The sequence below is a fragment of the Pseudomonas sp. Pseusp9 genome (genome assembly GCF_059491265.1).
Map to the genome: position 1 here is coordinate 263,083 of NZ_CP168500.1, position 26,341 is coordinate 289,423.

Below are 26,341 nucleotides of genomic sequence, written 5' to 3' on the forward strand. Positions count from 1 at the left end.
AATTTCACGCTTATAGAGGTGCAAAGCTCTTTCAAGGCGAAAAATACCGCCCCTTAATGTAGCGCCGAAATTGAAAAGTGACCCGTTTTGGTGCGCGAAAAGGTTTCTGCACATTAACTGGTTAAACCTTGAGCAATTTCCGCTATAATCCGCGCCCCCCTTTTTCGGCAGGCCTCGCGCGCGCTGTTTCCATGAAATTAATCGTAAAAGTCTTCCCAGAGATCACCATCAAGAGCCGCCCGGTACGGATGCGTTTCATCCGCCAGTTGGCCAAGAACATCCGTGCCGTGCTCCGCGATCTGGACCCGGCCGTGGTGGTGAACGGCGTGTGGGACAACCTCGAGCTGGAAACCCGTATCAGCGACCCCAAGGCCCTGAAAGAGATGGGCGAGCGCCTGAGCTGCATGCCAGGCATCGCGCACTTCCTGCAAATCGACGAGTACCCGCTGGGCGACTTCGACGACATCGTTGAAAAGTGCAAGCAGCACTACGGTGATGCGCTGGCCGGCAAGATTTTCTCGGTACGTTGCAAGCGCGCCGGCAAGCACCCATTCAGCTCGATAGATATCGAAAAATATGTCGGCAGCCAGTTGCGCCGTCAGTGTGGTGCCGCCGGGATCGACCTGAAAAAGCCGGAAATCGAAGTCAGGATCGAAGTTCGCGACCAACGGTTGTTCGTGATCCACAGCCAGCACACCGGCATCGGCGGATATCCGTTGGGCGCCCTGGAGCAGACGCTGGTATTGATGTCCGGCGGCTTCGACTCCACCGTTGCGGCCTACCAGATCATGCGTCGCGGCCTGATGGCGCATTTCTGCTTCTTCAATCTGGGCGGGCGAGCCCATGAATTGGGCGTGATGGAAGTCGCGCATTTCATCTGGAAGAAGTACGGCAGCTCCCAACGCGTGTTATTTGTCAGTGTGCCTTTCGAAGAAGTGCTGGGAGAAATTCTCGGCAAAGTCGATAACAGTCATATGGGCGTAGTATTGAAGCGTATGATGTTGCGCGCTTCCTCCCAAATTGCCGATCGACTGCACATCGAAGCGCTGGTGACCGGTGAGGCGATCTCCCAGGTGTCGAGCCAGACGTTGCCGAACTTGTCCGTGATCGATTGCGTGACCGACAAACTGGTCTTGCGCCCGCTGATCGCCAGCCACAAGCAGGACATCATCGACACGGCCAACGAGATCGGCACCGCCGATTTCGCCCGACACATGCCGGAGTACTGCGGCGTCATCTCGGTCAATCCGAAGACGGCCGCCAAACGCTACCGTGTCGAGCACGAAGAGAAAGAATTCGATATGGCGGTGCTCGAGCGTGCGCTCGAAAACGCCAAGCTGGTGCCGATCGATCGCGTGATCGACGAATTGGGCCAGGACTTGCAGATTGAAGAAGTCAGCGAAGCGCTGGCCGGTCAGATCGTCATCGACATCCGTCACCCGGATGCCGCTGAAGACGACCCGCTGGACCTTGCTGGCATCGAGGTACAAACGATGCCGTTTTATGCACTGAACGCTCGTTTCAAGGAACTGGACCCTACTCGCCAGTACCTGCTGTATTGCGACAAAGGCGTGATGAGTCGCCTGCATGCCCACCATTTGCTCAGTGAGGGGCATGCCAATGTGCGCGTTTATCGACCGAGCTAAGTGCCCGGGGCTGTTTGCCTGTGGCTTGCGTCACCGGCCCCCCGATGCCGCCGTCAAGCTGTAACGGCTTTCACGGACGCTACTGTTAATCGCTGCCAAGACTTGTCAGCACACCGAATCCTCTGATCGAGATACACAAGTGATCGAAAATCTACGCAACATCGCCATCATTGCCCACGTTGACCATGGTAAAACCACCCTGGTAGACAAACTCCTGCGTCAATCCGGCACCCTGGAGCGCAACGAGCTCAACGACGAGCGCGTGATGGACTCCAACGACCAGGAAAAAGAGCGCGGTATTACCATTCTGGCGAAAAACACCGCCATCAACTGGAACGGCTACCACATCAACATCGTGGACACCCCGGGCCACGCCGACTTCGGCGGCGAAGTTGAACGCGTAATGTCGATGGTCGACTCCGTTCTGCTGCTGGTTGACGCTCAAGACGGCCCTATGCCGCAAACCCGTTTCGTGACCAAGAAGGCTTTCGAAGCCGGCCTGCGTCCGATCGTGTGCATCAACAAGGTTGACCGTCCAGGCGCGCGTCCGGACTGGGTTCTGGACCAGATCTTCGACCTGTTCGACAACCTGGGTGCCACCGAAGAACAGCTGGACTTCAAAGTCGTCTACGCCTCGGCCCTGAACGGTATTGCCGGTCTGGACCACAACGAAATGGCTGACGACATGACCCCGCTGTACCAGTCGATCGTCGACAACGTACCGGCGCCGGCTGTTGACCGTGAAGGTCCGTTCCAGATGCAGATCTCCGCACTGGACTACAACAGCTTCCTGGGTGTTATCGGCGTTGGTCGTATCGCTCGTGGTCGCGTCAAGCCGAACACTCCGGTTGTTGCTATCAGCGCCGACGGCAAGAAGCGCACCGGTCGTATCCTGAAGCTGATGGGTCACCACGGTCTGCACCGTGTAGACGTTGAAGAAGCGGCTGCAGGCGACATCGTGTGCATCAGCGGTATGGACGAGCTGTTCATCTCCGACACCCTGTGCCAGCTGGACACCCCGGAGGCGATGAAGCCTCTGACCGTCGACGAGCCAACCGTTTCCATGACCTTCCAGGTAAACGACTCGCCATTCTGCGGTAAAGAAGGCAAGTTCGTGACCTCCCGTAACATCAAGGAGCGTCTGGACAAAGAGCTGCTGTACAACGTTGCACTGCGCGTTGAAGAAGGCGACTCGGCTGACAAGTTCAAGGTTTCCGGCCGTGGCGAACTGCACCTCTCGGTACTGATCGAAACCATGCGTCGCGAAGGCTTCGAAATGGCTGTAGGCCGTCCGGAAGTGATCATCCGTCTGGTTGACGGCGTGAAGCACGAACCGTACGAAAACGTCACCATCGACCTGCCGGAAGAATCCCAGGGCAAGGTGATGGAAGAGATGGGCCTGCGTAAGGGCGACCTGACCAACATGGTGCCGGATGGCAAGGGCCGTGTACGTCTGGAATACAACATCCCTGCTCGTGGTCTGATCGGTTTCCGTAACCAGTTCCTGACCCTGACCAACGGTGCTGGCATCCTGACCTCGATCTTCGACCGTTACGACGTGATGAAGTCCGGCGACATGTCCGGCCGTCAGAACGGCGTTCTGGTTTCGGTTGAAACCGGCAAGGCTCTGACCTACTCCCTGGAAACCCTGCAGGCACGTGGCAAGCTGTTCGTTGAACACGGTCAGGAAATCTACAACGGCCAGATCGTTGGTCTGAACAGCCGTGACAACGACCTGGGCGTCAACCCTACCAAGGGCAAGAAGCTCGACAACATGCGTGCTTCGGGTAAAGACGAAACCATCGCCCTGGTTCCACCTGTTCGCTTCACCCTGGAACAGGCTCTGGAATTCATCCAGGACGACGAGCTGTGCGAAGTGACTCCTAAGTCCATCCGTCTTCGCAAGAAGATCCTGGACGAAAGCGAGCGTACCCGCGCTGCCAAGAAAGCCAAGGCGTAAGATTTAGCCAGGCTTAAAAAAACGCCCCCGGTCGAGAGACCGGGGGCGTTTTTGTTTGTCTGCGATTTGTGCGGTGTTTGTGTCGGCCTCTTCGCGAGCAGGCTCGCTCCCACAATGGAATGCATTTCAATGTGGGAGCGAGCCTGCTCGCGAAGGCGGCCGATCAGCCGCCGAAAATTTCGGGAGGTATCAGAACCGCTCGATACTCCGCGAATTGCGCTCGCGCTCCACTTCTTTCGGCTTGTACGCGCAATACCCCGGCCGCGGGCCGATTTTCGGGTGGTTGCGGCAAGTATCCGGGCGCTTTTCATAAATAGTGCACAGACGGCTCTTACGATCCAGGTACAGGCAATCGTTGTTGCTCATGCGCTGGAGGGTAAAGATTCCGGACTTCTGGTTGAAACGTTCGACCAGACCTTCCTTTTGCAGACGTTTGGCGATGTTCTTCGGCGGATCGCCCAGCTCGAACTCGTCGACCACGCCGATGCGGATCAGATCCTTGATCTTGACCTCGACAGGCAGGGTGCAGCAGCTGGACATGCACGAGCCGCACATCGGGGCAGAGTACTTGGCCCAGGTATCGAGGCGGTCGATCTCTGCGGCAGCGATCAGGTTCGGCTTCATCATGGTTTGTTACCAGCGTGTGCATCAGGGCGCGCGATCATACCGGGACTGGTGGATTTTTGAACAACCTTTCGCCAGTTTTTTTCGCAAGCGGTGCAAATAATCGGAAAAAACGGCACGGGCCCTGCATTCATTCAGACACATGACAACGCATTGTCGATCCAGCTCGTATTCAAGGGAAAAACTGCCGAACCAGAGCCTCTACCACCTGTCAGACCGTCTAGGCTCAGACAATTCCAAGCTCGCTCGAGGTCCTATCGATGACTCAAGAACCACTTGTTCGCGAAGCAGAGGTGGCCGCATTCCGCGACGCCGTCTTGACCAAACTCACTTATGCAGTGGGTAAAGACCCGGATCACGCCTTCGACCATGACTGGTTCGAAGCCATTGCCCTGGCCGCGCGGGACCACATGGTCGAGCACTGGATGGACCATACGCGGCAGATCTACCGCAAGGGTCAGAAGCGCGTCTATTACCTTTCCCTGGAGTTTCTCATTGGTCGGCTGCTGTTCGACAGCCTGAGCAACCTCGGCCTGCTCGACGTGGCCCGCGAAGCCCTGACCGAACTCGGCGTCGACCTTGAGCGCATCCGCTTGCTGGAGCCCGATGCGGCCTTGGGCAACGGCGGCCTCGGGCGTCTGGCGGCGTGTTTCCTGGAAAGCATGTCGACCCTCGGCATCGCCGGTCATGGCTACGGCATCCGCTATGAACACGGGTTGTTCCGCCAGGCGATTGTCGACGGCTGGCAGCAGGAGCAGACCGAACACTGGCTGGACTTCGGCAACCCGTGGGAGTTCGAGCGGCCGGAAGTGGTGTACCCGATCGGTTTTGGCGGCAGCGTTGAAACCGTGACCGATGAAAACGGCAAGTCCAGGCAAGTCTGGCACCCTGCGGAAACCGTACGGGCCATTGCCTATGACACACCGGTGGTCGGCTGGCGCGGGGCGAGTGTCAATACGCTGCGCCTGTGGCGTGCCCGGGCCATGGAAGACCTGCATCTGGAGCGTTTCAACGCCGGTGACCACCTGGGCGCCGTGGCTGAAGTGGCCCGGGCCGAAAGTATTTCCCGGGTGCTGTACCCGGCGGACAGCACCGAGGCCGGCCAGGAGCTGCGCCTGCGTCAGGAATATTTCTTCGTCGCCGCCTCATTGCAGGATCTGCTGCGCCGCCATCGCAACATGCACACCTCGGTGCTGACCCTGGGCGATCACGCGTCGATCCAGCTCAATGACACTCACCCCTCGATTGCCGTGGCTGAACTGATGCGGCAACTGGTCGACGTCTATGACGTGGCGTGGGATGCGGCATGGCAGGTCACAGTCGATACGCTGTCCTACACCAACCACACATTGCTGCCCGAAGCGCTGGAAACCTGGCCGGTCGGCTTGATGGAGCGCATGTTGCCGCGGCACATGCAGATCATTTACCTGATCAACGCCCATCATATCGACTCGCTTCGAGCCAAGGGTATCCATGACTTCGACGTGCTGCGCGCGGTGTCGCTGATCGAGGAGGACAACGGTCGTCGGGTGCGCATGGGCAACCTGGCGTTTCTCGGCTCCCACAGCGTCAACGGTGTGTCCGGTTTGCACACTCAACTGATGCGCAAGACGGTGTTTTCCGAATTGCACAAGCTGTACCCGGAACGAATCAACAACAAGACCAACGGCATCACCTTCCGCCGCTGGCTGTACCAGGCCAACCCCGAGCTGACCTCGATGCTGGTCGACACCCTGGGCTCCGAAGTGCGGGACAACCCGGAACAGCGTTTGCTCGCCCTCGAACCGTTCGCCGAGAAAAGTGCCTTTCGCAAGGCGTTTGCCGAGCAACGGCTGCACAGCAAGAAAGCCCTGGCGTACCTGATCCATGAGCGGCTGGGTGTGGCGGTCAACCCGGCGGCGATGTTCGACGTGCAGGTCAAGCGAATCCACGAGTACAAACGCCAGTTGCTCAACCTGTTGCACACCGTGGCGCTGTACCAGGCGATCCGCGCGGAACCTGAAATCGACTGGGTGCCACGGGTGAAGATCTTCGCCGGTAAGGCTGCCGCGAGTTATCACCAGGCCAAACTGATCATCAAACTGACTAACGACATCGCCCGGGTAGTGAACAACGACCCGACCGTGCGCGGTTTGCTCAAAGTGGTGTTCCTGCCCAACTACAACGTCAGCCTGGCGGAGAGCATCATTCCGGCGGCGGATTTGTCCGAGCAGATCTCCACCGCCGGTTTCGAGGCGTCAGGCACCAGCAACATGAAATTCGGCCTGAACGGCGCGCTGACCATCGGCACCCTGGACGGGGCCAACGTGGAAATGTGCGAACGCATCGGCGCCGAGCACATGTTCATCTTCGGCCTCAGCGCGCAGCAGGTGGAAGCGCGCAAGCAGAACCATGAATTCAGTGCCGTACCGGACATCGCTGCGTCCCATCGTCTGAACGATGTGCTGCAAGCGATTCGAGGCGGGGTGTTCTCCCCGGATGATCCGTCCCGTTACACCGGGTTGATCGATTCGCTGGTGGATTACGACCGCTTCCTGGTCTGCGCCGATTTCGACTCCTACTGGAACGCGCAGATGCGCGTCGAAGCCCATTGGCACGATTCCAAGGAATGGTGGCGTTCAGCAGTGTTGAACACGGCACGGATGGGCTGGTTCTCGTCGGACCGGACCATTCGCGAGTACGCCACGGAAATCTGGAAGGCACTGGAGTAGTTTTCAGCCGGAACTGCGAGCAAGGCCCGGTTGTTGCCGGGCCGGATCGATATACTAGGCGCCGGATTACCGGGCGGCAGGGTTGATCGGATTCTGAACGCACCACAAGGGATTGTGGCGTTTTCACACTAGACTGATCAGACGCTGTACCGCTTGGACTTGCCCCATGATGGGGCTGCCTAGGGATATCGACCATGCAATGGATTTTCATGCTGACAGGGCTGGTGCTCGGCTGGATGCTCGACGAGTCATTCAGTGCCGTACTGCTGGGCGCACTACTCGGATTGGGTATCGGCCAGGCCGTTCGAATTGCTCGTATGGACATTCGGGCAGCCGAGCAGCAACGTGCGCTACAAGCGGTCGAGCAACGGTTGGCGGTGCTCGAAGCCTCGGGCGTCAAGGCGCCGGAAACCCACGAATCGCCTGTATCCCCTGAAGCCATCCTTGATGAAGCCCCTGCCGCAACCCCGGAATTGATCTGGGAACTGCCACCCGAACTCGAGCCGATCCCCGCAGCGGCCAGCGAAATCAGTCGCCCGACTGTCGATGCCTGGAGATCCGAGCCGGCCGCTCGCCAGGCGCAACCGCCTGTCACGCCACGTGGCCCGAACCTTGTCGATCGCGCCATCAGCCGCGCACGGGCCTGGCTGTTCGGCGGCAATACCGTGCTGCGGGTCGGCGTGGTGTTGCTGTTCCTCGGCCTGGCCTTTCTGCTGCGCTACGCCACCGAAGGCATGGTGGTGCCGCTTGAGTTGCGCTACGCCGGCGTGGCCGCCGCAGCCTTGGGCTTGCTCGGATTGGGCTGGTGGTTGCGGGCCCGCAACAGCAGTTACGCGTTGATCCTGCAAGGCGCCGGGATTGCCGTGTTGTACCTGACAGTGTTTGCCGCGATGCGCCTGCATCCGTTACTCGATCCTTCGGCGGCGTTCGGTCTGCTGGTGGCGGTGACGGTCTGTTCGGCGATTCTCGCCATTACCCAGGACTCCCTGGGGCTGGCCGCCGCTGCCGCACTGGGCGGATTCGCCGCGCCCATCCTGGCCTCCACCGGTGCCGGCAGTCATGTCGCGCTGTTCAGCTACTTTGTCCTGCTCAATGCCGGCATCCTTGTCATCGCCTGGTTCAAGGCCTGGCGGCCGTTGAATGTCATCGGGTTCACCGGCACTTTCGGCATCGGTTTCGCCTGGGGCCTGCGTTCCTACTCGCCGGAGTTGCTGTGGAGCACCGAGCCGTTCCTGATTGTGTTTTTCCTGATGTACCTGGCCATCGGTCTGCTGTTCGCCCGGCGTAAGCTAATGGAGATGAGCGATGCACCAGTGGAGGGCAGTCGCGAAGCGCTGCTGCAGTGGTCGGCGCGCAAGGGTGATTACGTCGACGGCACGTTGCTGTTCGGCCCGCCGCTGGTGGGTTTCGGCTTGCAGTTCGCACTGGTGCAGCATCTGGAGTTCGCTGCGGCGTTCAGCGCTCTGGCGCTGGGCATGATTTACATGGGGCTCGCCCGTTGGCTGATGGCCGGGCGCACCCTGTTGCTGGGGGAAACCTGCCTGGCCCTGGGCGTGATCTTCGCCAGTCTGGCGATTCCGCTGGGGCTCGATGCACGCTGGACGACGGCGGCGTGGGCGGTGGAAGGCGCGGGGATCTTCTGGCTCGGTCTGCGCCAGCAAAGGCCCTTGGCCCGGGCCTTTGCCTTGCTGCTGCAATTGGCGGCGGCGCTGGCGTTTCTCGGCGAGTTGCACAGCAGCGAGAGCAGCCTGCTCGGCGGTGTACCGTTAGGCGCTCTGTTGCTGGGTGTCGCGTTGCTGTTCAGCTTCTACCAGTTGCGTAAAGCCTTGCCGGAACAGATCAGGCCTTGGGAACCGAAAGGCCTGCCAGTCCTGGCTTGCCTCGGGCTGGCGTTTCTCTATTTGCTGGCGCCGTTGTTTTTCTTCAGCCACGGCACGGTGATCAGTTGGGCCTTGGCCGGGGCGCTGACGCTGTTTGCGGGATTGCACCTGGCATCGCGCACATTCGTGTACACCGCACTCGCTGTGCAATTGTTGGGTGGCGCGCTGTTCCTGACGACAGGACCGTTGTTCAGTGAAGACCTGCGCCCCCTGGCCCATGGCGGGTTCTGGGCGCCGCTGATGCTGGGGCTGGCTGCGATGGTCGGAGCCTGGCGTTTGCAGATGGGTCATGTGCGTGGAGCGCTGGAAGGGCCGAGTCTGTTGTGGTTGTCCCGGGCGTTGCTGGTGTGGGGCGCAGGCTGGTGGGCGTTGGCCTGGGTCATCGAGGTGCAGCATTTTGCGTCGTTGCCGATGCAGGCGACCTTGTTGTTGAGCATCGCTGCCGCAAGTGTTGCGCTGTGGACGGTATTGGCACTGCGCCTGAGTTGGCCGTCATTGGGGGTGCTCTGCACGGTGTTGATTCCCGCGGCGGCGTTGGTGCTGCTCGCGGCCTGGCATCCGCGTTATCACCCGGCGGCCAACTTCGGCTGGCTGGCGTGGGCCGCCGTGTTCGTCGTGCATTTCGTGTCCCTGCGACGCCTGGCGGCCGTGCTGCCGGCGCTCGTGCCAAGCGTCGCCCATGTGCTCGGCTGCTGGCTGTTGATGGGGGTGCTGGCTCTGGAGCTGCGTTACGGCTTGCTGGTGTTGTCCGAGCAATACAACGCCTGGCGCTGGCTGGGCTGGGCGATCTTGCCAAGTCTTTATCTGCTGTTGGCGGCGGCACCTCGTGCGTGGCCGTGGCCAGTGTCGACGTATTCGAGGGAATACCGTGTATACGCTGCCGCGCCATTGGCGTTGCTGATGCTCGGCTGGTTCTGGCTGGCGAATGTCGCCAGTGACGGCAATGCCGAGCCACTGCCCTACCTGCCATTGATCAACCCGCTGGAACTGGGCCTGTTGTTCGCGTTGTTCGGTGTCTACGTCTGGTCCCGCAGCGCCATGACACAACTGGCGGTCCGCGAGGATTACGCCACTAAAATCACGCAAGGGGTCGCAGGTGCCTCGCTGTTCATGTTCTTCACTTCCTTGGTCATGCGTACGGCGCACCATTGGAGCGGGGTGCCGTTCGAGCTGGGTCCGTTGCTGGAGTCGATGCGTGTGCAGGCCGGCCTGTCCATCGTCTGGACCTTGATGGCCCTGAGCCTGATGATCGGCGGCCATTTGCGTCGCCGCCGTGAAGTCTGGCTGATCGGTGCTGCCTTGATCGGCGTGGTCGTGGCCAAGCTGTTTTTTGTTGAATTGAGCAATCGCGGCGGGCTGGCGCGAATCGTGTCGTTTATCGGAGTCGGCGTGTTGCTGTTGGTGGTGGGCTATTTCGCCCCGCTGCCGCCAAAACGCGCCGAAGCTGTGCTGGATACAGAGAAACCGGCCCCGGAATCCGAAGGAGTGTCGTCTTGAGTCAGAAGCTGAAGCTGGGTTGGCTGGGCGTTGTTGCAATGGGTGTGGTGTTGTCGGCGGTTGCTCAGGAAAAACCGGCGGACTTCACCACTCAGGTGCCCTTGGCGGTGGCGGGTGAAGGCCCTTGGTATCGCCTTGAACTGCCCCTGAGCGTACAACTGAATGCACGACAGGCTGACCTGAGCGATGTGCGTGTGTTCAATGCCGTGGGCGATGTCCAGGCTTATGCCTTGGCCCGTGAGGCGGCGCAGAGCAGCGAAACCCGCACCTTGAACGAGGTGAAATGGTTTCCGTTGTACAGCTCGGTGGACGCCACTGAAACCGCGCCGAGCGTGCGAGTGCAATCGAATACCAATGGCACCTTGATCGAAGTGCAGCCCTCCAGTCAGCTGGAAGCGGGTGAAGAGGAGTTGCGCGGCTGGTTGCTCGACGCGTCCGCGATCAAGGCACCGTTGCAGCAATTGATTCTCGACTGGACCAACGAGCGCGATGGCTTCCAGCGTTTCACCCTCGAAGCCAGCGACGATTTGCAACATTGGCAGTCCTGGGGCGAAGGGCAGGTGGCGCGCCTGATTTTTTCCGACGAGCGGGTCGAACAGCATGAAGTCGGCTTGCCGGGCCAGTCGGCGCGCTACTTGCGATTGTTGTGGATCACGCCGCATTCGGCGCCGACACTGACCTCGGCGCAACTGCTAAGCGCCAGTACCCGCAGCCTGCCATTGCCGTTGGTCTGGTCCCAGGCGTTGGCCGGCAGCAGCGTAAAGGCGGGTGAATATACCTGGCAGTTGCCGATGGGGCTGAATGTCGAGCGAGTACAGGTCGAGTTGAGCCAGCCCAACAGCCTGGCGCCGGTGAGCCTGGCTGGTCGGCGCGACAGCAGCCTGCCATGGCAGCCGTTGGGCAGCGGTCTGCTCTATCGGCTGGCCCAGAACGGTCAGGATGTGGTGCAAAACGAATTGCAGTTGTCAGGGCAAATCGTGCAGCAATTGAAACTGGACGTGGACGAACGCGGCGGCGGCCTGGGTGATCAGGCACCGACGCTGAGGTTTGCCGTGCGCGCCACGCAACTGGTGTTTCTGGCGCGCGGGCCAGGGCCTTACACGCTGGCCGTGGGGAATTCGACGGCGAAGGCGGCGAACTTGCCGCTGTCGACGCTGATTCCGGATTACAGCCCGGCGAAACTCGCGACTCTGGGCCGGGCCATGGTGGATGTCGGGTCGGTGGCAACGAAGCCGTCGACAGGCACCACGCCTGCGCCGATCGACACCAACTGGAAAAAATTCGGCTTGTGGGCGGTGTTGTTGCTCTGCGTGGTGTTCCTGGTGGCGATGGCGTTCAGTCTGCTGCGCAAACCACCGGCCAAATCCTGATAGTGGGTGCTGCGCACCCAATCGCGAGCAGGCTCGCTCCCACAGTTGGAATTCGTACCCCTGTGGGAGCGAGCCTGCTCGCGAATGCATTCGCCCAGTCACTGAGAATGCCGAAATGACCGCAATTCCCAGGCCCACATCCAGCCCTTTTCCAACTACGCTCATCCCCGCGCATGAACTCTCTTCAGCCGATCACGTCTGATAGGAGGAAATGCGCCCCGACTCGCGTTAAACTGCGCGGGTTTTTAGCCCCCCCATTCCACCGGAGCCGTCCATGTCCCGCGTTACCTTGAGTCGCTATTTGATTGAGCAGACCCGCAGCAACAACACTCCTGCCGATCTGCGCTTCCTGATCGAAGTGGTGGCGCGTGCCTGCAAGGAGATCAACCACGCCGTGTCCAAAGGCGCCCTGGGTGGTGTTCTGGGCAGCATGGGCACTGAAAACGTCCAGGGCGAAGTGCAGAAGAAACTCGACGTGATCTCCAACGAGATCCTGCTCGAAGCCAACGAATGGGGCGGTCACCTGGCCGGCATGGCGTCCGAAGAAATGGACAACGCCTACCAGATCCCGGGCAAATACCCGAAAGGCGCCTACCTGCTGGTATTCGACCCGCTGGACGGTTCGTCGAACATCGACATCAACGCCCCGGTCGGCACCATCTTCTCGGTGCTGCGTTGCCCGAACGAATACCTGAGCCAGAACGAGCCCTTGAATGAAAAGGCCTTCCTGCAGCCAGGCACCCAGCAAGTAGCTGCCGGTTACGCGATCTACGGTCCGCAGACCATGCTGATCCTGACTCTGGGCCACGGCGTGAAAGGTTTCACCCTGGACCGTGAAATGGGCAGCTTCGTGTTGACCCACGAAAACATCACCATTCCTGAATCCACCCAGGAATTTGCCATCAACGCGTCCAACCAGCGTCACTGGGAAGCACCGGTACAGCGCTACGTCGGCGAATTGCTGGCAGGCGATGAAGGCCCGCTGAAAAAGAACTACAACATGCGCTGGGTCGCTGCGATGGTCGCCGACGTGCACCGCATCCTGACCCGCGGCGGTCTGTTCATGTACCCACGCGACAGCCGCGAGCCATCCAAGCCGGGCAAACTGCGCCTGATGTACGAAGCCAACCCGATGTCGTTCCTGGTGGAACAAGCGGGCGGCGCTTCCACCAACGGTCACCAGCGCATCCTCGACATCCAGCCGGAAGGCCTGCACCAGCGTGTTGCGGTGTTCCTCGGTTCGAAAGAAGAAGTTGCCCGCGTCACGGCTTACCACAAGGAATAAACCATGACCGCGCCTTGGCAGCCGTTGCTTGATTGGTGGTTCGGAAGCTCCGGATCGGCGAGCGAAGTGGCGGCGCAGAAGGGCAGGTTATGGTTCGGCAAGCGCGATAGCCAGGACCTCGAAGCGCGCGAGCGTTTCGGGGACTGGGTCGAGCAGGCTCTGGCCGGCGGATTGACCGAGTGGATGCAACGTCCCGAAGGTTGGCTGGCCCTGGTGCTGCTGCTCGATCAACTCCCGCGAATGATCTTTCGCGATACTCCCAAAGCCTTTGCAGGCGACCTGCGGGCGCAGAAACTGGTAGCCCAAGGCATTGCCGCGGATTTCGACCGGCAATTGCAGCCGATTCAGCGGGTATTCATCCTCCTGGTGTTCGAGCACAGCGAAAACCTCGCGGTGCAGAACGAAGGTGTCTCGCGCTACATCGAATTGGTGGCGCAGCAACCGGAGACTGATCGGGCACTGTTCAGCGATTATCTGGACTATGCCGAGCGGCATCAGAAAGTGATTGCGCAGTTTGGACGGTTTCCGCATCGCAATGCGGTGTTGGGGCGGGAGTCTACGGCTGAGGAGTTGGCGTTTCTGTCGAAACCCGGGTCTCGGTTCTAGTTTTTCGTTGCGGCTGATGCCGTCTTCGCGAGCAGGCTCGCTCCCACAGGGATCTTTGTCGCACTGGCGATCTACTGTGGGAGCGAGCCCGCTCGCGAAGGGGCCCGCAAGAGCGCCTTAGATCCTGAAACTACCCACCAACTGCTTCAACCGCGCCGCCTGCTGCTCAAGATCGGCGCACGCCCGCAAGGTCGACTGCAGGTTCTCCACACCTTCCTGGTTCAGCGTGTTGATTTCGGTAATGTCGACGTTGATCGACTCCACCACCGCCGTCTGTTCTTCCGTCGCAGTGGCCACCGACTGGTTCATGCCATCGATCTCACCGATGCGCTGGGTCACGCTGCCCAGGCGTTCGCCGGCCTGGTTGGCGATACCGACGCTGCTTTCACTCTGGCGCTGGCTGTCGGTCATGATGCCCACCGCTGCCCGGGCGCCGACTTGCAACTCTTCGATCATCGTCTGCACCTGCTGCGCCGAGTCCTGGGTGCGGTGAGCGAGGTTGCGCACTTCATCGGCCACCACGGCAAAACCACGACCGGCTTCACCGGCTCGCGCTGCTTCGATGGCGGCATTCAGTGCCAGCAGATTGGTTTGCTGGGAGATGCTGGTAATTACCTCCAGAATCTGTCCGATGTTGACCGTGTTGTTGTTGAGGGTTTCGATGTTGCCGCACGAATCGCTGATCTTGGCCGACAGCTGCTGCATTGCCGCGATGGTCTTATCCACCACCTGTTGGCCGTCTTCGGCCAGGCTGCGGGCATCGCTGGAATGTTGCGAGGCGAGGGCGGCGTTCTGGGCGATTTCCTGGGCGGCGGCGCCGAGCTGGTTGATGGCCGCTGCCACACTGCTGGTGCGCGAGGCTTGCTGGTCGGAGTTGAACATCGACGAGTTCGACGCGGCCACTACGCGCAAGGCCACCTCGTTGACCTGGCCGGTGGCCGAGGACACTTCGATGATCGAGGCATGAATTCGCTCGACGAAGCGGTTGAACGACAGCCCCAGCGCGCCGAATTCGTCGTGGCCGTGAATGGTCAGGCGTTTGGTCAGGTCACCTTCGCCTTCGGCGATGTCGTGCATGGCGCGGCCCATGGTCAGCAGCGGCTGCATCAGCAGGCTGATCAGCATGCCCAGCAGGGCGATGATGATCACCACGGCAATCACCATGGCAATGATCGCCGAGGTGCGGAATTCGCTGAGCATCGAGAACGCCGTTGCCTGGTCGAGTACCAGCGCCACATACCAGTCCGCCGATGGCACGCCGTTGACGTGGGTGAACGAGATGAACTGGCGCTTGCCGTCGATCTCGACTTCCTTCATGCCGGGGCTGACTTTGGGGGTGTCGCTCGGATAGGCCTCGGCCAGGCTCTTGAGCACCAGCTTGCTGTCGGGGTGAATCAGGATCTTGCCGTCGGCACCGACGATGAACGCATGACCGTGGCCGCCGAAGTTCAATGAATTGATGATCGCACTGACGCTGGACAGGTCAATGTCGGCGCCAGCGACGCCGATCATCTGGCCCTGATGCTGCACCGGGGTGGCCACGGTGATGACCAGCTTGCCGGAAGACGCGGCAATGTACGGTTCGGTGACGATGGTCTGCTGGGCGCTATTGGCTGCCTTGTACCAGCCTCGGGCGCGAGGGTCGTAGTCCGCCGCGCGGTTGCCCGCCGGAACCGAGAACATCACGCCGTCGGAGCCACCGAAGTAGCTGAGCTGGAAATTGCCGGTGTAGGCGGGCAGGTCGATGATCCGTTTCAGGCCAGCGGGCGCATTGCCATCGGCGGTGATCTGCTGGGCCATGGACTGCAGCAATTGCATGCGGCTTTCCAGCCAGGTCTGGATGTTGCTGGTGGTCAGGCTGCCGAGTTCCTGCATCGAGGCTTCGGTACTGTTGCGCAAGGTTTCGCGCTGGCGATAGTCGTTGAACAGGATGAAACAAGCGAATGCGACGGCCACCACTAGGGCGGCAGCCAACAAGATCTTGTGGCTGAACTTCATGTTTCTGGTCATGGATGAGCTACCGCAGAGGGGCTGGTCTACAAAAGGGGGGGAGCAAATGCCAGCGACGTGGCTTTGCGTTGCCTGTATGTCGACTGAACGGCGCCAAAGATTAGGCGGATTTGCTGAAAAACGACGAAATGTTCGATGAACAAGGAAGTTGGTTGATTTTCGGCAAAAGGTAGACGAATGGCCCGATAAATAGCCTGCGGGGCACGGAACCTCACAGGGGTTTTCTCTTCTAAGCTTCAGCTTGGCAGCCATGCCAATCCCCTACGCCCCCCGGAGTTTCACCATGTCGTTGCGTTCCATCGCCCTGCTTTCGTTCTGCGTGTTGCTGGCTGCCTGCAGCAAGGTCAATCAGGAAAACTATTCGAAGCTCTCGGCCGGCATGGCCAAGGCCGATGTGGAAACCCTGTTGGGCAAACCCGCCGATTGTTCAGGCGCGCTCGGCATGTCCAGCTGCACCTGGGGCGACAAGAACAGCTTTATCAGCGTGCAGTTCGCCGGTGACAAAGTGCTGATGTTTTCCGGCCAAGGCCTGAAGTAAACCGGGGCGTTTGCCCACGGGAGAAAAATAATGAAACAGTTATTGATCATCCTTTTTGCCGGCCTGATGTTGGCCGGCTGTGCCACGCCTGGCCAGGACTCATTGGCCCCCAAGACTGTCAAAAGCGTCAACCTCAAGCGCTACCAGGGCACCTGGTACGAGCTGGCCCGCATGCCGATGTACTTCCAGCGCGACTGCGCGCAATCCGAAGCCCATTACACGCTCAAGCCTGACGGTAACGTAGCGGTGCTGAACCGCTGCCTGACGGCGCAGTGGCAATGGGAAGAGGTCAAGGGCACGGCTTTTCCACAGGAACCCGGCAAGAACGACAAGCTGTGGGTCGAATTCGATACCTGGTTCTCCAGGCTGATTCCGGGTACGGCGAAGGGCGAATACTGGGTGCTGTACGTCAGCGATGACTACAAGACCGCCATTGTCGGGGATCCAAGCCGGAAATATTTGTGGCTGTTGTCGCGCTCGCCGACCGTGAACGGTGTGGTGCGTGAGGAGCTGCTGAGCAAGGCGCGTCAACAGGGTTACGACACCACGAGGCTGATCTGGCGGGCGTCGGAACAGCAGATGGCCAAGACCTCGGACTGATTGCACATACCCTTGTAGGAGCGAGCCTGCTCGCGATGGTGTATCAGGCGCATTGGTGCCGACTGACACTCCATCGCGAGCAAGCTCGCTCCTACAGTATTGTTCGATGTCAGCCTAGAAGTTCGCGCAGTACCCGGGTGAAGGCGCGGCTACTTTCTTCTTCGCCAGCATGCCGCCCATCCCGCACCACCCACTGGCCATTGACCAGTACATCCCGCACCTGACGATCGCCACCCGCGAACAACCAACGATTGAGAATCCCGTCGCCGCTGGCTGTCGCCAGATACGGATCGTTGCCGTCGAGCACCAGCCAGTCGGCGCGTTTGCCGACTTCCAGTGCGCCAATCGGCTGGCCCAGCGCCTGAGCGCCGCCATCCAGCGCCGCATCGAACAACGTGCGGCCGACCATTGGCTGATCCGCGCCATACAAACGATTACGCCGCTGGTCGCGCAGACGCTGGCCGTATTCCAGCCAGCGCAATTCTTCCACCACGCTCAATGACACATGGCTGTCGGAACCGATGCCCATGCGGCCGCCCTGGGCGAGGAAATCCACCGCCGGGAAAATCCCGTCCCCCAGGTTGGCTTCGGTGGTCAGGCACAGGCCGGCGATGGCGCGACTCTTGGCCATCGACGTGACTTCTTCCGCGTTGGCATGGGTCGCGTGGACCAGGCACCAACGCTGATCGACGTCGATGTTTTCGTACAGCCATTGCAGCGGACGACGACCGCTCCAGGTCAGGCAGTCGTCGACTTCTTTCTGCTGTTCGGCGATGTGGATGTGCACCGGGCATTGCTTGTCGCTGGCCGCCAGCACTTCGCTGATCTGCTGCGGCGTGACCGCGCGCAGCGAGTGGAAGCACAGGCCCAGGCTTTGCGCCGGTTGTTGCGCCAGGACCGGTTGCAGGCGCGATTGCAACTTCAGGTAATTTTCCGTGCTGTTGATAAAACGGCGCTGACCGTCGTTCGGCGCCTGGCCTCCGAAACCGGAGTGGCTGTAGAGCACCGGCAGCAGGGTCAAGCCGATACCGGCTGAGCTGGCAGCCTGGCTGATGCGCAGGGCCAGTTCGGCCGGATCGGCGTAAGGCTGACCGTTGCTGTCGTGATGCACGTAGTGAAATTCTGCTACCGAGGTGTACCCGGCCTTGAGCATTTCGATGTACAGCTGACGAGCGATGACGCCGAGTTGCTCCGGGCTGATTTTTCCGACGAGGCGATACATCAGGTCGCGCCAGGTCCAGAAACTGTCGTTCGGATTGCCCGCCACTTCCGCCAGCCCGGCCATGGCCCGCTGGAAGGCGTGGGAGTGCAGGTTCGGCATGCCCGGCAGCAGCGGGCCGCTCAACCGCTCGGCGCCATCTGCATGGGAATCGGCCTGGATATGGGTCAATACGCCGTCGGCGTTGACCTCAAGACGTACATTGTTGGCCCATCCACTAGGCAGCAGCGCGCGTTCGGCAAAGAAGGCGGACATGGTTCAGCACCCCATCGTGTGTTATTTGTATATACATATACAGACGTTTGCCTGCCCGGTAAACTCCGGCAAGCTAGCAATCTCTTTTCAACGAACAAGGATTAACCGTGCCGACTCCGCCTCCAGTTTCTCCGTTGGCCGCGAACATGGGCGACAGTCCGGCGCCCTTGTACGCCCGCGTCAAACAGATGATCACCCAGCAAATCGACAGTGGAAACTGGCCGCCGCACTACCGCGTGCCGTCGGAAAGCGAGCTGGTCAGCCAGCTTGGCTTCAGTCGCATGACCATCAACCGCGCACTGCGCGAGATGACTGCCGACGGTCTGCTGGTGCGCATGCAAGGCGTCGGCACGTTCGTCGCCGAGCCGAAAAGCCAGTCCGCTCTGTTCGAAGTGCACAACATCGCCGACGAAATCGCCTCTCGCGGTCATCGCCACACCTGCAAGGTCATCACCCTTGAAGAAGAGGCCGCCGGCTCCGAGCGCGCCCTGGCCCTGGACATGCGCGAAGGGCAGAAGGTATTCCACTCGCTCATCGTGCATTTCGAAAACGACATTCCGGTGCAAATCGAAGACCGTTTCGTCAATGCGCTGGTGGCGCCGGACTACCTCAAGCAGGACTTCACCCTGCAAACGCCCTACGCCTATCTCAACCAGGTCGCGCCGCTGACCGAAGGCGAGCACGTGGTCGAGGCCATCCTGGCCGAGCCGTCCGAGTGCAAGTTGCTGCAGATTGAAAAGGGCGAGCCGTGCCTGCTGATCCGTCGCCGCACCTGGTCCGGCCGCCAGCCGGTGACCGCCGCCCGCTTGATCCACCCCGGTTCCCGTCATCGTCTGGAAGGTCGGTTTCACAAATGAGTAGCCTGAAGGTTTTAAGAGCAGTCGATTACCCGCGCATGCCCTGGAAAAACGGCGGCGGCAGTACTGAAGAAATCACCCGCGATGCCGGCACCGGCCTGGACGGGTTTGGCTGGCGCCTGTCGATTGCCGACATCGGCGAGTCGGGCGGGTTTTCCACCTTCGCCGGTTACGAGCGGATCATCACCGTGTTGCAGGGTGATGGCATGACTTTGTCCGTGGATGGTCAGGTCACGCGGGCGTTGTTACCCATCGATCCGTTTGCCTTCAGCGGTGAAAGCCAGGTGTCCTGCACCTTGCTGGGTGGGCCGATTCGCGATTTCAACCTGATCTACGCGCCGCAGCGTTACAGCGCACGGCTGCAATGGCTGAGCGGTGAGCAGCGGTTCTTCAGCGAGGCCGGGACTGTGCTGGTGTTCAGTGTCAGCGATGCGCTTGAGGTGAAGGTCGGTAACAGTGCTTCGCAGCTGGGTCGTCATGATTGCCTGCAACTTGTCGGCAACACTGGCCTGCTGGAAGTCGCCAGCAATGCTGCCTGCTGTGTGATCGAGCTGACTGCACGCTGATACACCATCCCTGTAGGAGCGAGCTCGCTCGCGAAAAAACCAAATTCGCCGCTGGGCATCTGGTTCTACGCGTTATCGTTCACGACCATCGCGAGCAAGCTCGCTCCTACAGGGAGCGTGGTTTGCCCGCGATGTTGTTTTATCCCTCAGATCGTTTCCCCCTGCGCACCACTTTGTTACCGAACGCCCCAGCGTGGCGCAAAACCACGCTCAAGTAACAACCCGGCTATCCTCCAAAAAATCCCCCCGAAAAATTTCATCTACGCCAAAACCCTTGTTCCAGGCGCTCTGCAGCCATTTCCGATTTTTTCTTGAATGCGCATCCAACAAGTTGGCCGCTTGATTGCATATGCTTGTATGTACAAGTAAAGACGTATGTGTATGAGTCGCGAGGACTCAACCATCGTCCACTGATTCGCCGGTGTGCACTGATGCCCATTGGCTTGCTCGCCCACTGCCTGGGTTGGTTTGGATTGATTGCTGAGGAGTTCTTTTCGTGACTGACAATAAACCTACTAAGTTTCGTGACGTTGAAATCCGTGCTGCCCGCGGTAACAAGCTGACCGCCAAGAGCTGGCTGACCGAAGCACCGCTGCGCATGCTGATGAACAACCTCGATCCGGAAGTTGCCGAGAACCCTAAAGAACTGGTGGTTTACGGTGGTATCGGTCGCGCTGCCCGTAACTGGGAATGCTACGACAAGATCGTCGAAAGCCTGACCAACCTGAACGACGACGAGACCCTGCTGGTGCAATCCGGCAAGCCGGTCGGCGTGTTCAAGACCCACAGCAACGCCCCGCGCGTGCTGATCGCCAACTCCAACCTGGTACCGCACTGGGCGAGCTGGGAACACTTCAACGAACTGGACGCTAAAGGCCTGGCCATGTACGGCCAGATGACCGCCGGCAGCTGGATCTACATCGGCAGCCAGGGCATCGTCCAAGGCACCTACGAAACCTTCGTTGAAGCCGGTCGCCAGCACTACAACGACAACCTGACCGGCAAGTGGGTACTGACCGCTGGCCTGGGCGGCATGGGTGGCGCCCAGCCTCTGGCTGCAACCCTGGCCGGCGCTTGCTCGCTGAACATCGAATGCCAGCAGGTCAGCATCGATTTCCGCCTGAAAAGCCGTTATGTCGACGAGCAAGCCAAAGACCTCGACGACGCGCTGGCGCGCATCGCCAAATACACCAAAGAAGGCAAAGCGATTTCCATCGCCCTGCTGGGCAACGCGGCAGAAATCCTGCCGGAACTGGTCCGTCGCGGTGTGCGTCCGGACATGGTCACCGACCAGACCAGCGCCCACGACCCGCTCAATGGCTACCTGCCGGCTGGCTGGACCTGGGAAGAGTACCGCGCTCGTGCCAAGACCGAGCCGGCAGCTGTGATCAAAGCCGCCAAGCAATCGATGGCCGTGCACGTCAAGGCGATGCTGGAATTCCAGAAGCAAGGCATCCCGACCTTCGACTACGGCAACAACATCCGTCAGATGGCACAAGAAGAAGGCGTGGAAAACGCATTCGACTTCCCAGGCTTCGTACCGGCCTACATCCGTCCACTGTTCTGCCGCGGTATCGGCCCGTTCCGTTGGGCTGCACTGTCGGGCAACGCTGAAGACATCTACAAGACCGACGCCAAGGTCAAGGAACTGATCCCGGACGACGCCCACCTGCACAACTGGCTGGACATGGCCCGCGAGCGCATCAGCTTCCAGGGTCTGCCGGCACGTATCTGCTGGGTTGGCCTGGGCCTGCGTGCCAAGCTGGGTCTGGCGTTCAACGAAATGGTGCGCAGCGGTGAGTTGTCCGCACCAATCGTGATCGGTCGCGACCACCTGGACTCCGGTTCGGTATCGAGCCCGAACCGCGAAACCGAATCGATGCAGGACGGTTCCGATGCCGTCTCCGACTGGCCACTGCTCAACGCCCTGCTCAACACCGCGAGCGGTGCGACCTGGGTGTCCCTGCACCACGGCGGCGGCGTCGGCATGGGCTTCTCCCAGCACTCGGGCATGGTGATTGTCTGCGACGGTACTGATGAAGCGGCCGAGCGTATCGCTCGCGTCCTGCATAACGACCCGGCCACAGGTGTCATGCGTCACGCCGATGCCGGTTACCAGATCGCCATCGACTGCGCCAAGGAACAAGGGCTGAACCTGCCGATGATTACCGGCAAATAACACAAAAAAACTGTGGGAGCTGGCTTGCCAGCGATGACGGTGGCACTGCTGATATTGATGTTGAAGGTGCCGACGTCATCGCGGGCAAGCCCGCTCCCACAAAGAAGCAACAGACTCTCAGTGAACCATTAGAACAATCCACAGAGGTTGAACCATGGCTGTTAACAGCGAGCGTGCAGGCAGCAAACCGTTGATCGAGAAACGCTCGATCGACTACATCCCGGAAGCGGAAAGACACGGTCGTCTGTTTAGCCAGTTCACCCTGTGGATGGGTGCCAACCTGCAAATCACCGCGATTGTCACCGGGGCCCTGGCCGTGGTGCTGGGCGGTGATGTGTTCTGGTCACTGATCGGACTGTTGATCGGGCAACTGCTCGGCGGTGGCGTCATGGCGCTGCATGCGGCGCAAGGTCCCAAGCTTGGCCTGCCGCAGATGATCTCCAGCCGTGTGCAGTTCGGCGTCTATGGCGCGGCCATCCCGATCGTGCTGGTCTGTCTGATGTACCTCGGTTTCACTGCAACGGGCACCGTACTTTCCGGTCAGGCGCTGGGCCAGTTGTTTGGCGTCAGCGACACCGTCGGCATCCTCCTTTTCGCCAGTGTCATCGTGCTGGTCACGGTGCTCGGTTATCGGGTGATCCATTGGATCGGCCGTGTTGCCAGTGTCATTGGCGTGATTGCATTTGTTTATCTGTTCAGCCGTCTGATGAGCCAGGTTGACGTTGGCGCACTGTTGCAAATCCGCCACTTCAGCTGGAGCAGTTTCTTGCTCGCGGTATCGCTCGCGGCGTCCTGGCAGATCGCCTTCGGCCCTTATGTGGCTGACTATTCTCGCTACCTGCCGAGCAAGATTTCCGCGGTGAAAACTTTTTTTGCCGCAGGTGCAGGTTCGGTCATTGGTGCGCAGGTGGCGATGGTCCTCGGCGTGTTCGCTGCCGCTTCGGCAAACGGGCAATACGCCGGCCACGAAGTGGCCTACATCGTTGGTCTGGGTGGTACCGGTGCCACTGCTGCGCTGCTGTACTTCAGCATCGCGTTCGGCAAGGTCACCATCTCCACGCTGAACTCCTACGGCAGCTTCATGTGCATCGCGACCATCATCAGCGGTTTCCGTGGTGACCTGAAGGTAACGCGCTTGCAGCGTCTGGTCTTCGTGCTGGTTATCGTCGGTGCTGCGACCCTGATGGCGTTGCTCGGTCAGCACTCGTTCCTCGGCGCGTTCAAATCTTTCATCCTGTTCTTGCTGGCGTTCTTTACCCCCTGGAGCGCGATCAACCTGGTGGACTACTACTGCATCACTCGCGAGCGCTATGACGTACCGGCGCTGGCCGATCCGAATGGTCGCTATGGTCGTTGGAACCTTCTCGGTATCAGCGTCTATGTGTTCGGTGTGCTGGTGCAGTTGCCGTTCATTTCCACCAAGTTCTATACCGGCCCGCTGGTGGCGGCCCTGGGTGATGTGGATATTTCCTGGGTCATCGGCCTGGTGCTACCCGCAGCCCTGTATTACCTGTGTGCTAAAAAATGGCACGGCACAGTGCCTGATCAATTGATTCTGCCGGTCGAGCAGGACAGCGTTGTACAACCTAAAAAAAGCGAAGCCGGTCGCGCTGCGGCGCAGGCCTGATTGGACGTGGACAGGGCTGGATGCCTCTTGACTGCCGTAAGCCAATTCATGATTAGGAGCGTCACAACAATGAAATCGAACAAGACCCTGCTGACCACATTGCTTTCCATGGGCCTGCTGGCCAGCGCTGGCGCCACTCAGGCGGCGGGTTGGTGCGAATCGGGCAAACCGGTGAAATTTGCCGGCCTGAACTGGGAAAGCGCCATGCTCCTGACCGACGTGCTGCAAGTCGTGCTGGAGAAAGGCTACGACTGCAAGACCGACAGCCTGCCGGGCAACTCCATCACCATGGAAAACGCCCTGAGCAGCAACGACATCCAGGTGTTTGCCGAAGAGTGGGTCGGCCGCAGCGAAGTCTGGAACAAGGCTGAGAAGGCCGGCAAGGTCGTCGGTGTCGGCGCGCCAGTGGTGGGTGCCGTTGAAGGCTGGTACGTACCGCGCTACGTGATCGAAGGCGACGCCAAGCGCAAGCTGGAAGCCAAGGCGCCGGACCTGAAAAACATTGCAGACCTGGGCAAGTACTCGGCGATTTTCAAGGACGCCGAAGAACCCTCCAAGGGCCGTTTCTACAACTGCCCGGCTGGCTGGACCTGTGAGCTGGACAACAGTGAAATGCTGAAAAGCTATGGTCTGGAAAGCACCTACACCAACTTCCGCCCAGGCACCGGCCCGGCGCTGGATGCCGCCGTGCTGTCGAGCTACAAGCGTGGCGAGCCGATCCTGTTCTACTACTGGTCGCCAACCCCGCTGATGGGCCAGGTCGACGTGGTCAAGCTGGAAGAGAAGCCAGGCGTGGACAAAAGCGTGACCATCAAGGTCGGCCTGTCCAAGACCTTCCACGACGAAGCTCCGGAACTGGTGGCCGTGCTGGAAAAGGTCAACCTGCCGATCGACCTGCTGAACCAGAACCTGGGTCGCATGACCAAAGAGCGAATCGAGTCGCCAAAACTGGCCAAGATCTTCTTGAAGGAACATCCTGAAGTCTGGCACGCGTGGGTGAGCGACGACGCAGCCAAGAAAATCGACGCGGCCTTGTAGGTCGAGCCTCTCCGGCTGCCACAAGCGGCAGCCGAATGCTTGATCGCAACCCCTTGATTGAGAGTCTCTTATGTTTCCCGAAAGCTTTACCTTTTCCATCGCCGACTGGGTCAACGGTTGGGTCGATTCACTGGTCACCAACTACGGCGACGTGTTCCGGCACATCTCCGACACCCTGTTGTGGGCCATCGTCAATCTTGAAGGCCTGCTGCGCGCAGCGCCCTGGTGGCTGATGCTGGCGATCGTGGCGGGCGTGGCCTGGCACGCGACCCGTAAAGTCGTGACCACGGCCGTGATCGTCGGCCTGCTGTTCCTGGTGGGTGCGGTCGGCCTCTGGGACAAGCTGATGCAGACCCTGGCGCTGATGATGGTGGCGACGATCATTTCGGTACTGATCGGCATTCCGCTGGGCATTCTCTCGGCACGCAGCAATCGCCTGCGTTCGGTGCTGATGCCGTTGCTGGACATCATGCAGACCATGCCGAGCTTCGTGTACCTGATCCCGGTGCTGATGCTGTTTGGCCTGGGCAAGGTCCCGGCGATTTTCGCCACGGTGATCTACGCCGCGCCACCGCTGATCCGCCTGACCGATCTGGGCATTCGCCAGGTCGACGGTGAAGTGATGGAAGCGATCAACGCCTTCGGTGCCAACCGCTGGCAGCAACTGTTCGGCGTGCAACTGCCGCTGGCCCTGCCAAGCATCATGGCCGGGATCAACCAGACCACCATGATGGCCCTGTCGATGGTGGTGATCGCCTCGATGATCGGTGCCCGTGGCTTGGGTGAAGACGTGCTGGTGGGGATTCAGACCCTCAACGTCGGACGTGGTCTTGAAGCCGGTCTGGCGATCGTGATTCTGGCTGTAGTGATCGACCGCATTACACAGGCGTACGGTCGCGCACGGCATGAGGTGAGCAAATGAACAACGCAACCGTGAGCAAGATCGAAGTCAAGAACGTCTTCAAGATTTTCGGCAACCGTGCCAAGGACGCGCTGGCCATGGTCGGCCAGGGCAAGACCAAGGACCAGGTGCTGGCCGAAACCGGCTGCGTGGTCGGTGTGAACGACCTGTCGCTGAGCATTGGCAGCGGTGAGATCTTCGTGATCATGGGCCTGTCCGGCTCCGGCAAGTCGACCCTGGTACGCCACTTCAACCGCCTGATCGACCCGACCAGTGGCGCGATCCTGGTGGACGGTGTGGACATCCTGCAATACGACATGGAAGCGCTGCGCGAATTTCGTCGACGCAAGATCAGCATGGTGTTCCAGAGCTTCGGCCTGTTGCCGCACAAGACTGTGGTGGAGAACGTCGCCTACGGCCTGAAAATCCGTGGCGAAAGCAAAGCCATGTGCGCCGAGCGCGCGCTGCACTGGATCAACACCGTGGGCCTCAAGGGCTACGAAAACAAATACCCGCACCAGCTCTCCGGCGGCATGCGTCAGCGTGTGGGCCTGGCCCGCGCCCTGGCGGCGGACACCGACATCATCCTGATGGACGAAGCGTTCAGCGCCCTCGACCCGCTGATCCGCGCGGAGATGCAGGATCAGTTGCTGGAACTGCAAAAGACCCTGCACAAGACCATCGTCTTCATCACCCACGACCTCGACGAGGCCGTGCGCATCGGCAACCGCATCGCGATCCTCAAGGACGGCCGCCTGATCCAGGTCGGCACGCCGAGAGAGATCCTGCATTCGCCGGCGGATGAGTATGTCGACCGCTTTGTGCAGCGTCGGGCGGCGGTGGTTTAAGAAACTTGCGGTGCTTGTGCTGGCCCCTTCGCGAGCAGGCTCGCTCCCACAGTTGATCGCGTTCCAATGTGGGAGCGAGCCTGCTCGCGAAGGCGGCGGCAGAGCTGCATCAATATTCAGGTTG

Annotated in this window: 19 protein-coding genes and 1 pseudogene; 16 read left to right on the forward strand and 4 right to left on the reverse strand. The window is 60.3% G+C overall.

Annotated elements, in window-relative coordinates:
- The first annotated feature begins 191 nt into the window (after nucleotides 1-191).
- Entirely contained in the window at nucleotides 192-1,646 is a 1,455-nt protein-coding gene (gene thiI / locus ACEN8E_RS01135; protein ID WP_495591103.1) for a tRNA uracil 4-sulfurtransferase ThiI, read from the forward strand.
- 139 nt (nucleotides 1,647-1,785) lie between these two features.
- Nucleotides 1,786-3,606 (forward strand): translational GTPase TypA, encoded by a 1,821-nt coding sequence (typA, locus tag ACEN8E_RS01140; RefSeq protein ID WP_429369727.1) that lies wholly within the window; start codon nucleotides 1,786-1,788, stop codon nucleotides 3,604-3,606.
- A 189-nt stretch (nucleotides 3,607-3,795) separates the two neighbouring features.
- Here typA and ACEN8E_RS01145 read toward each other — a convergent pair whose 3' ends face one another.
- Nucleotides 3,796-4,233 (reverse strand): YkgJ family cysteine cluster protein, encoded by a 438-nt coding sequence (locus tag ACEN8E_RS01145; protein WP_008018944.1) that lies wholly within the window; start codon nucleotides 4,231-4,233, stop codon nucleotides 3,796-3,798.
- Between the two features lie 257 nt (nucleotides 4,234-4,490).
- Between ACEN8E_RS01145 and ACEN8E_RS01150 the strand changes: the two genes are divergently transcribed.
- The 5 genes from ACEN8E_RS01150 (at nucleotide 4,491) to ACEN8E_RS01170 (ending at nucleotide 13,579) form a co-directional block, all read left to right on the forward strand.
- On the forward strand, nucleotides 4,491-6,941 hold the full coding sequence (locus ACEN8E_RS01150; RefSeq protein ID WP_495591104.1) for a glycogen/starch/alpha-glucan phosphorylase: 2,451 nt from the start codon (nucleotides 4,491-4,493) through the stop codon (nucleotides 6,939-6,941).
- 194 nt (nucleotides 6,942-7,135) lie between these two features.
- Complete coding sequence (locus tag ACEN8E_RS01155) at nucleotides 7,136-10,318, forward strand: DUF2339 domain-containing protein (protein WP_495591105.1); 3,183 nt, start codon at nucleotides 7,136-7,138, stop codon at nucleotides 10,316-10,318.
- Nucleotides 10,315-11,688 (forward strand): DUF3999 domain-containing protein, encoded by a 1,374-nt coding sequence (locus ACEN8E_RS01160; protein WP_495591106.1) that lies wholly within the window; start codon nucleotides 10,315-10,317, stop codon nucleotides 11,686-11,688. Before ACEN8E_RS01155 ends, ACEN8E_RS01160 begins: the two co-directional genes overlap by 4 nt.
- A 274-nt stretch (nucleotides 11,689-11,962) precedes the next feature.
- Nucleotides 11,963-12,973 carry a class 1 fructose-bisphosphatase gene (locus ACEN8E_RS01165; RefSeq protein ID WP_495591107.1) on the forward strand — a complete coding sequence of 337 codons (1,011 nt, stop codon included), beginning with the start codon at nucleotides 11,963-11,965 and terminating at the stop codon, nucleotides 12,971-12,973.
- Nucleotides 12,974-12,976: 3 nt separating this feature from the next.
- A complete protein-coding gene (locus ACEN8E_RS01170) occupies nucleotides 12,977-13,579 on the forward strand; it encodes a DUF924 family protein (protein WP_495591108.1) in 603 nt (200 codons plus the stop codon).
- Between the two features lie 117 nt (nucleotides 13,580-13,696).
- Here ACEN8E_RS01170 and ACEN8E_RS01175 read toward each other — a convergent pair whose 3' ends face one another.
- Both ACEN8E_RS01175 and ACEN8E_RS01180 read right to left on the reverse strand, forming a co-directional pair.
- On the reverse strand, nucleotides 13,697-14,461 hold the full coding sequence (locus tag ACEN8E_RS01175) for a methyl-accepting chemotaxis protein (protein WP_407515169.1): 765 nt from the start codon (nucleotides 14,459-14,461) through the stop codon (nucleotides 13,697-13,699).
- A 90-nt stretch (nucleotides 14,462-14,551) separates the two neighbouring features.
- Nucleotides 14,552-15,841 (reverse strand): annotated as a pseudogene (locus tag ACEN8E_RS01180) (HAMP domain-containing protein); the annotation flags it as partial.
- A 31-nt stretch (nucleotides 15,842-15,872) separates the two neighbouring features.
- Between ACEN8E_RS01180 and ACEN8E_RS01185 the strand changes: the two are divergent.
- Together ACEN8E_RS01185 and ACEN8E_RS01190 are read left to right on the forward strand one after the other, a co-directional pair.
- Nucleotides 15,873-16,127, forward strand: coding sequence for a hypothetical protein (locus ACEN8E_RS01185; RefSeq protein ID WP_007975531.1), 255 nt, complete (start codon nucleotides 15,873-15,875; stop codon nucleotides 16,125-16,127).
- Between the two features lie 30 nt (nucleotides 16,128-16,157).
- Nucleotides 16,158-16,727 carry a lipocalin family protein gene (locus tag ACEN8E_RS01190; RefSeq protein WP_495591109.1) on the forward strand — a complete coding sequence of 190 codons (570 nt, stop codon included), beginning with the start codon at nucleotides 16,158-16,160 and terminating at the stop codon, nucleotides 16,725-16,727.
- Between the two features lie 109 nt (nucleotides 16,728-16,836).
- On the opposite strand, the gene ACEN8E_RS01195 is transcribed toward ACEN8E_RS01190, so the two are convergent.
- On the reverse strand, nucleotides 16,837-18,201 hold the full coding sequence (locus tag ACEN8E_RS01195; protein ID WP_495591110.1) for a formimidoylglutamate deiminase: 1,365 nt from the start codon (nucleotides 18,199-18,201) through the stop codon (nucleotides 16,837-16,839).
- Nucleotides 18,202-18,347: 146 nt separating this feature from the next.
- On the opposite strand from ACEN8E_RS01195, the gene hutC reads away from it, so the two are divergent.
- The 7 genes from hutC to ACEN8E_RS01230 all read left to right on the forward strand — a co-directional run bounded on the left by hutC (nucleotide 18,348) and on the right by ACEN8E_RS01230 (nucleotide 26,217).
- Complete coding sequence (gene hutC, locus ACEN8E_RS01200) at nucleotides 18,348-19,058, forward strand: histidine utilization transcriptional repressor HutC (protein ID WP_162135916.1); 711 nt, start codon at nucleotides 18,348-18,350, stop codon at nucleotides 19,056-19,058.
- A complete protein-coding gene (locus ACEN8E_RS01205; protein WP_495591111.1) occupies nucleotides 19,055-19,624 on the forward strand; it encodes a HutD/Ves family protein in 570 nt (189 codons plus the stop codon). Before hutC ends, ACEN8E_RS01205 begins: the two co-directional genes overlap by 4 nt.
- Nucleotides 19,625-20,120: 496 nt before the next feature.
- Nucleotides 20,121-21,803, forward strand: coding sequence for a urocanate hydratase (gene hutU, locus ACEN8E_RS01210; protein ID WP_008018930.1), 1,683 nt, complete (start codon nucleotides 20,121-20,123; stop codon nucleotides 21,801-21,803).
- Between the two features lie 154 nt (nucleotides 21,804-21,957).
- The gene (locus ACEN8E_RS01215) at nucleotides 21,958-23,430 is read left to right on the forward strand and encodes a purine-cytosine permease family protein (RefSeq protein ID WP_495591112.1); all 1,473 of its coding nucleotides are present in this window, start codon (nucleotides 21,958-21,960) and stop codon (nucleotides 23,428-23,430) included.
- A 69-nt stretch (nucleotides 23,431-23,499) separates the two neighbouring features.
- Complete coding sequence (locus tag ACEN8E_RS01220) at nucleotides 23,500-24,468, forward strand: ABC transporter substrate-binding protein (RefSeq protein ID WP_085717910.1); 969 nt, start codon at nucleotides 23,500-23,502, stop codon at nucleotides 24,466-24,468.
- 70 nt (nucleotides 24,469-24,538) lie between these two features.
- A complete protein-coding gene (locus ACEN8E_RS01225; RefSeq protein WP_034148578.1) occupies nucleotides 24,539-25,390 on the forward strand; it encodes an ABC transporter permease in 852 nt (283 codons plus the stop codon).
- Entirely contained in the window at nucleotides 25,387-26,217 is an 831-nt protein-coding gene (locus ACEN8E_RS01230) for a quaternary amine ABC transporter ATP-binding protein (protein WP_008018926.1), read from the forward strand. Before ACEN8E_RS01225 ends, ACEN8E_RS01230 begins: the two co-directional genes overlap by 4 nt.
- Nucleotides 26,218-26,341: the final 124 nt, after the last annotated feature.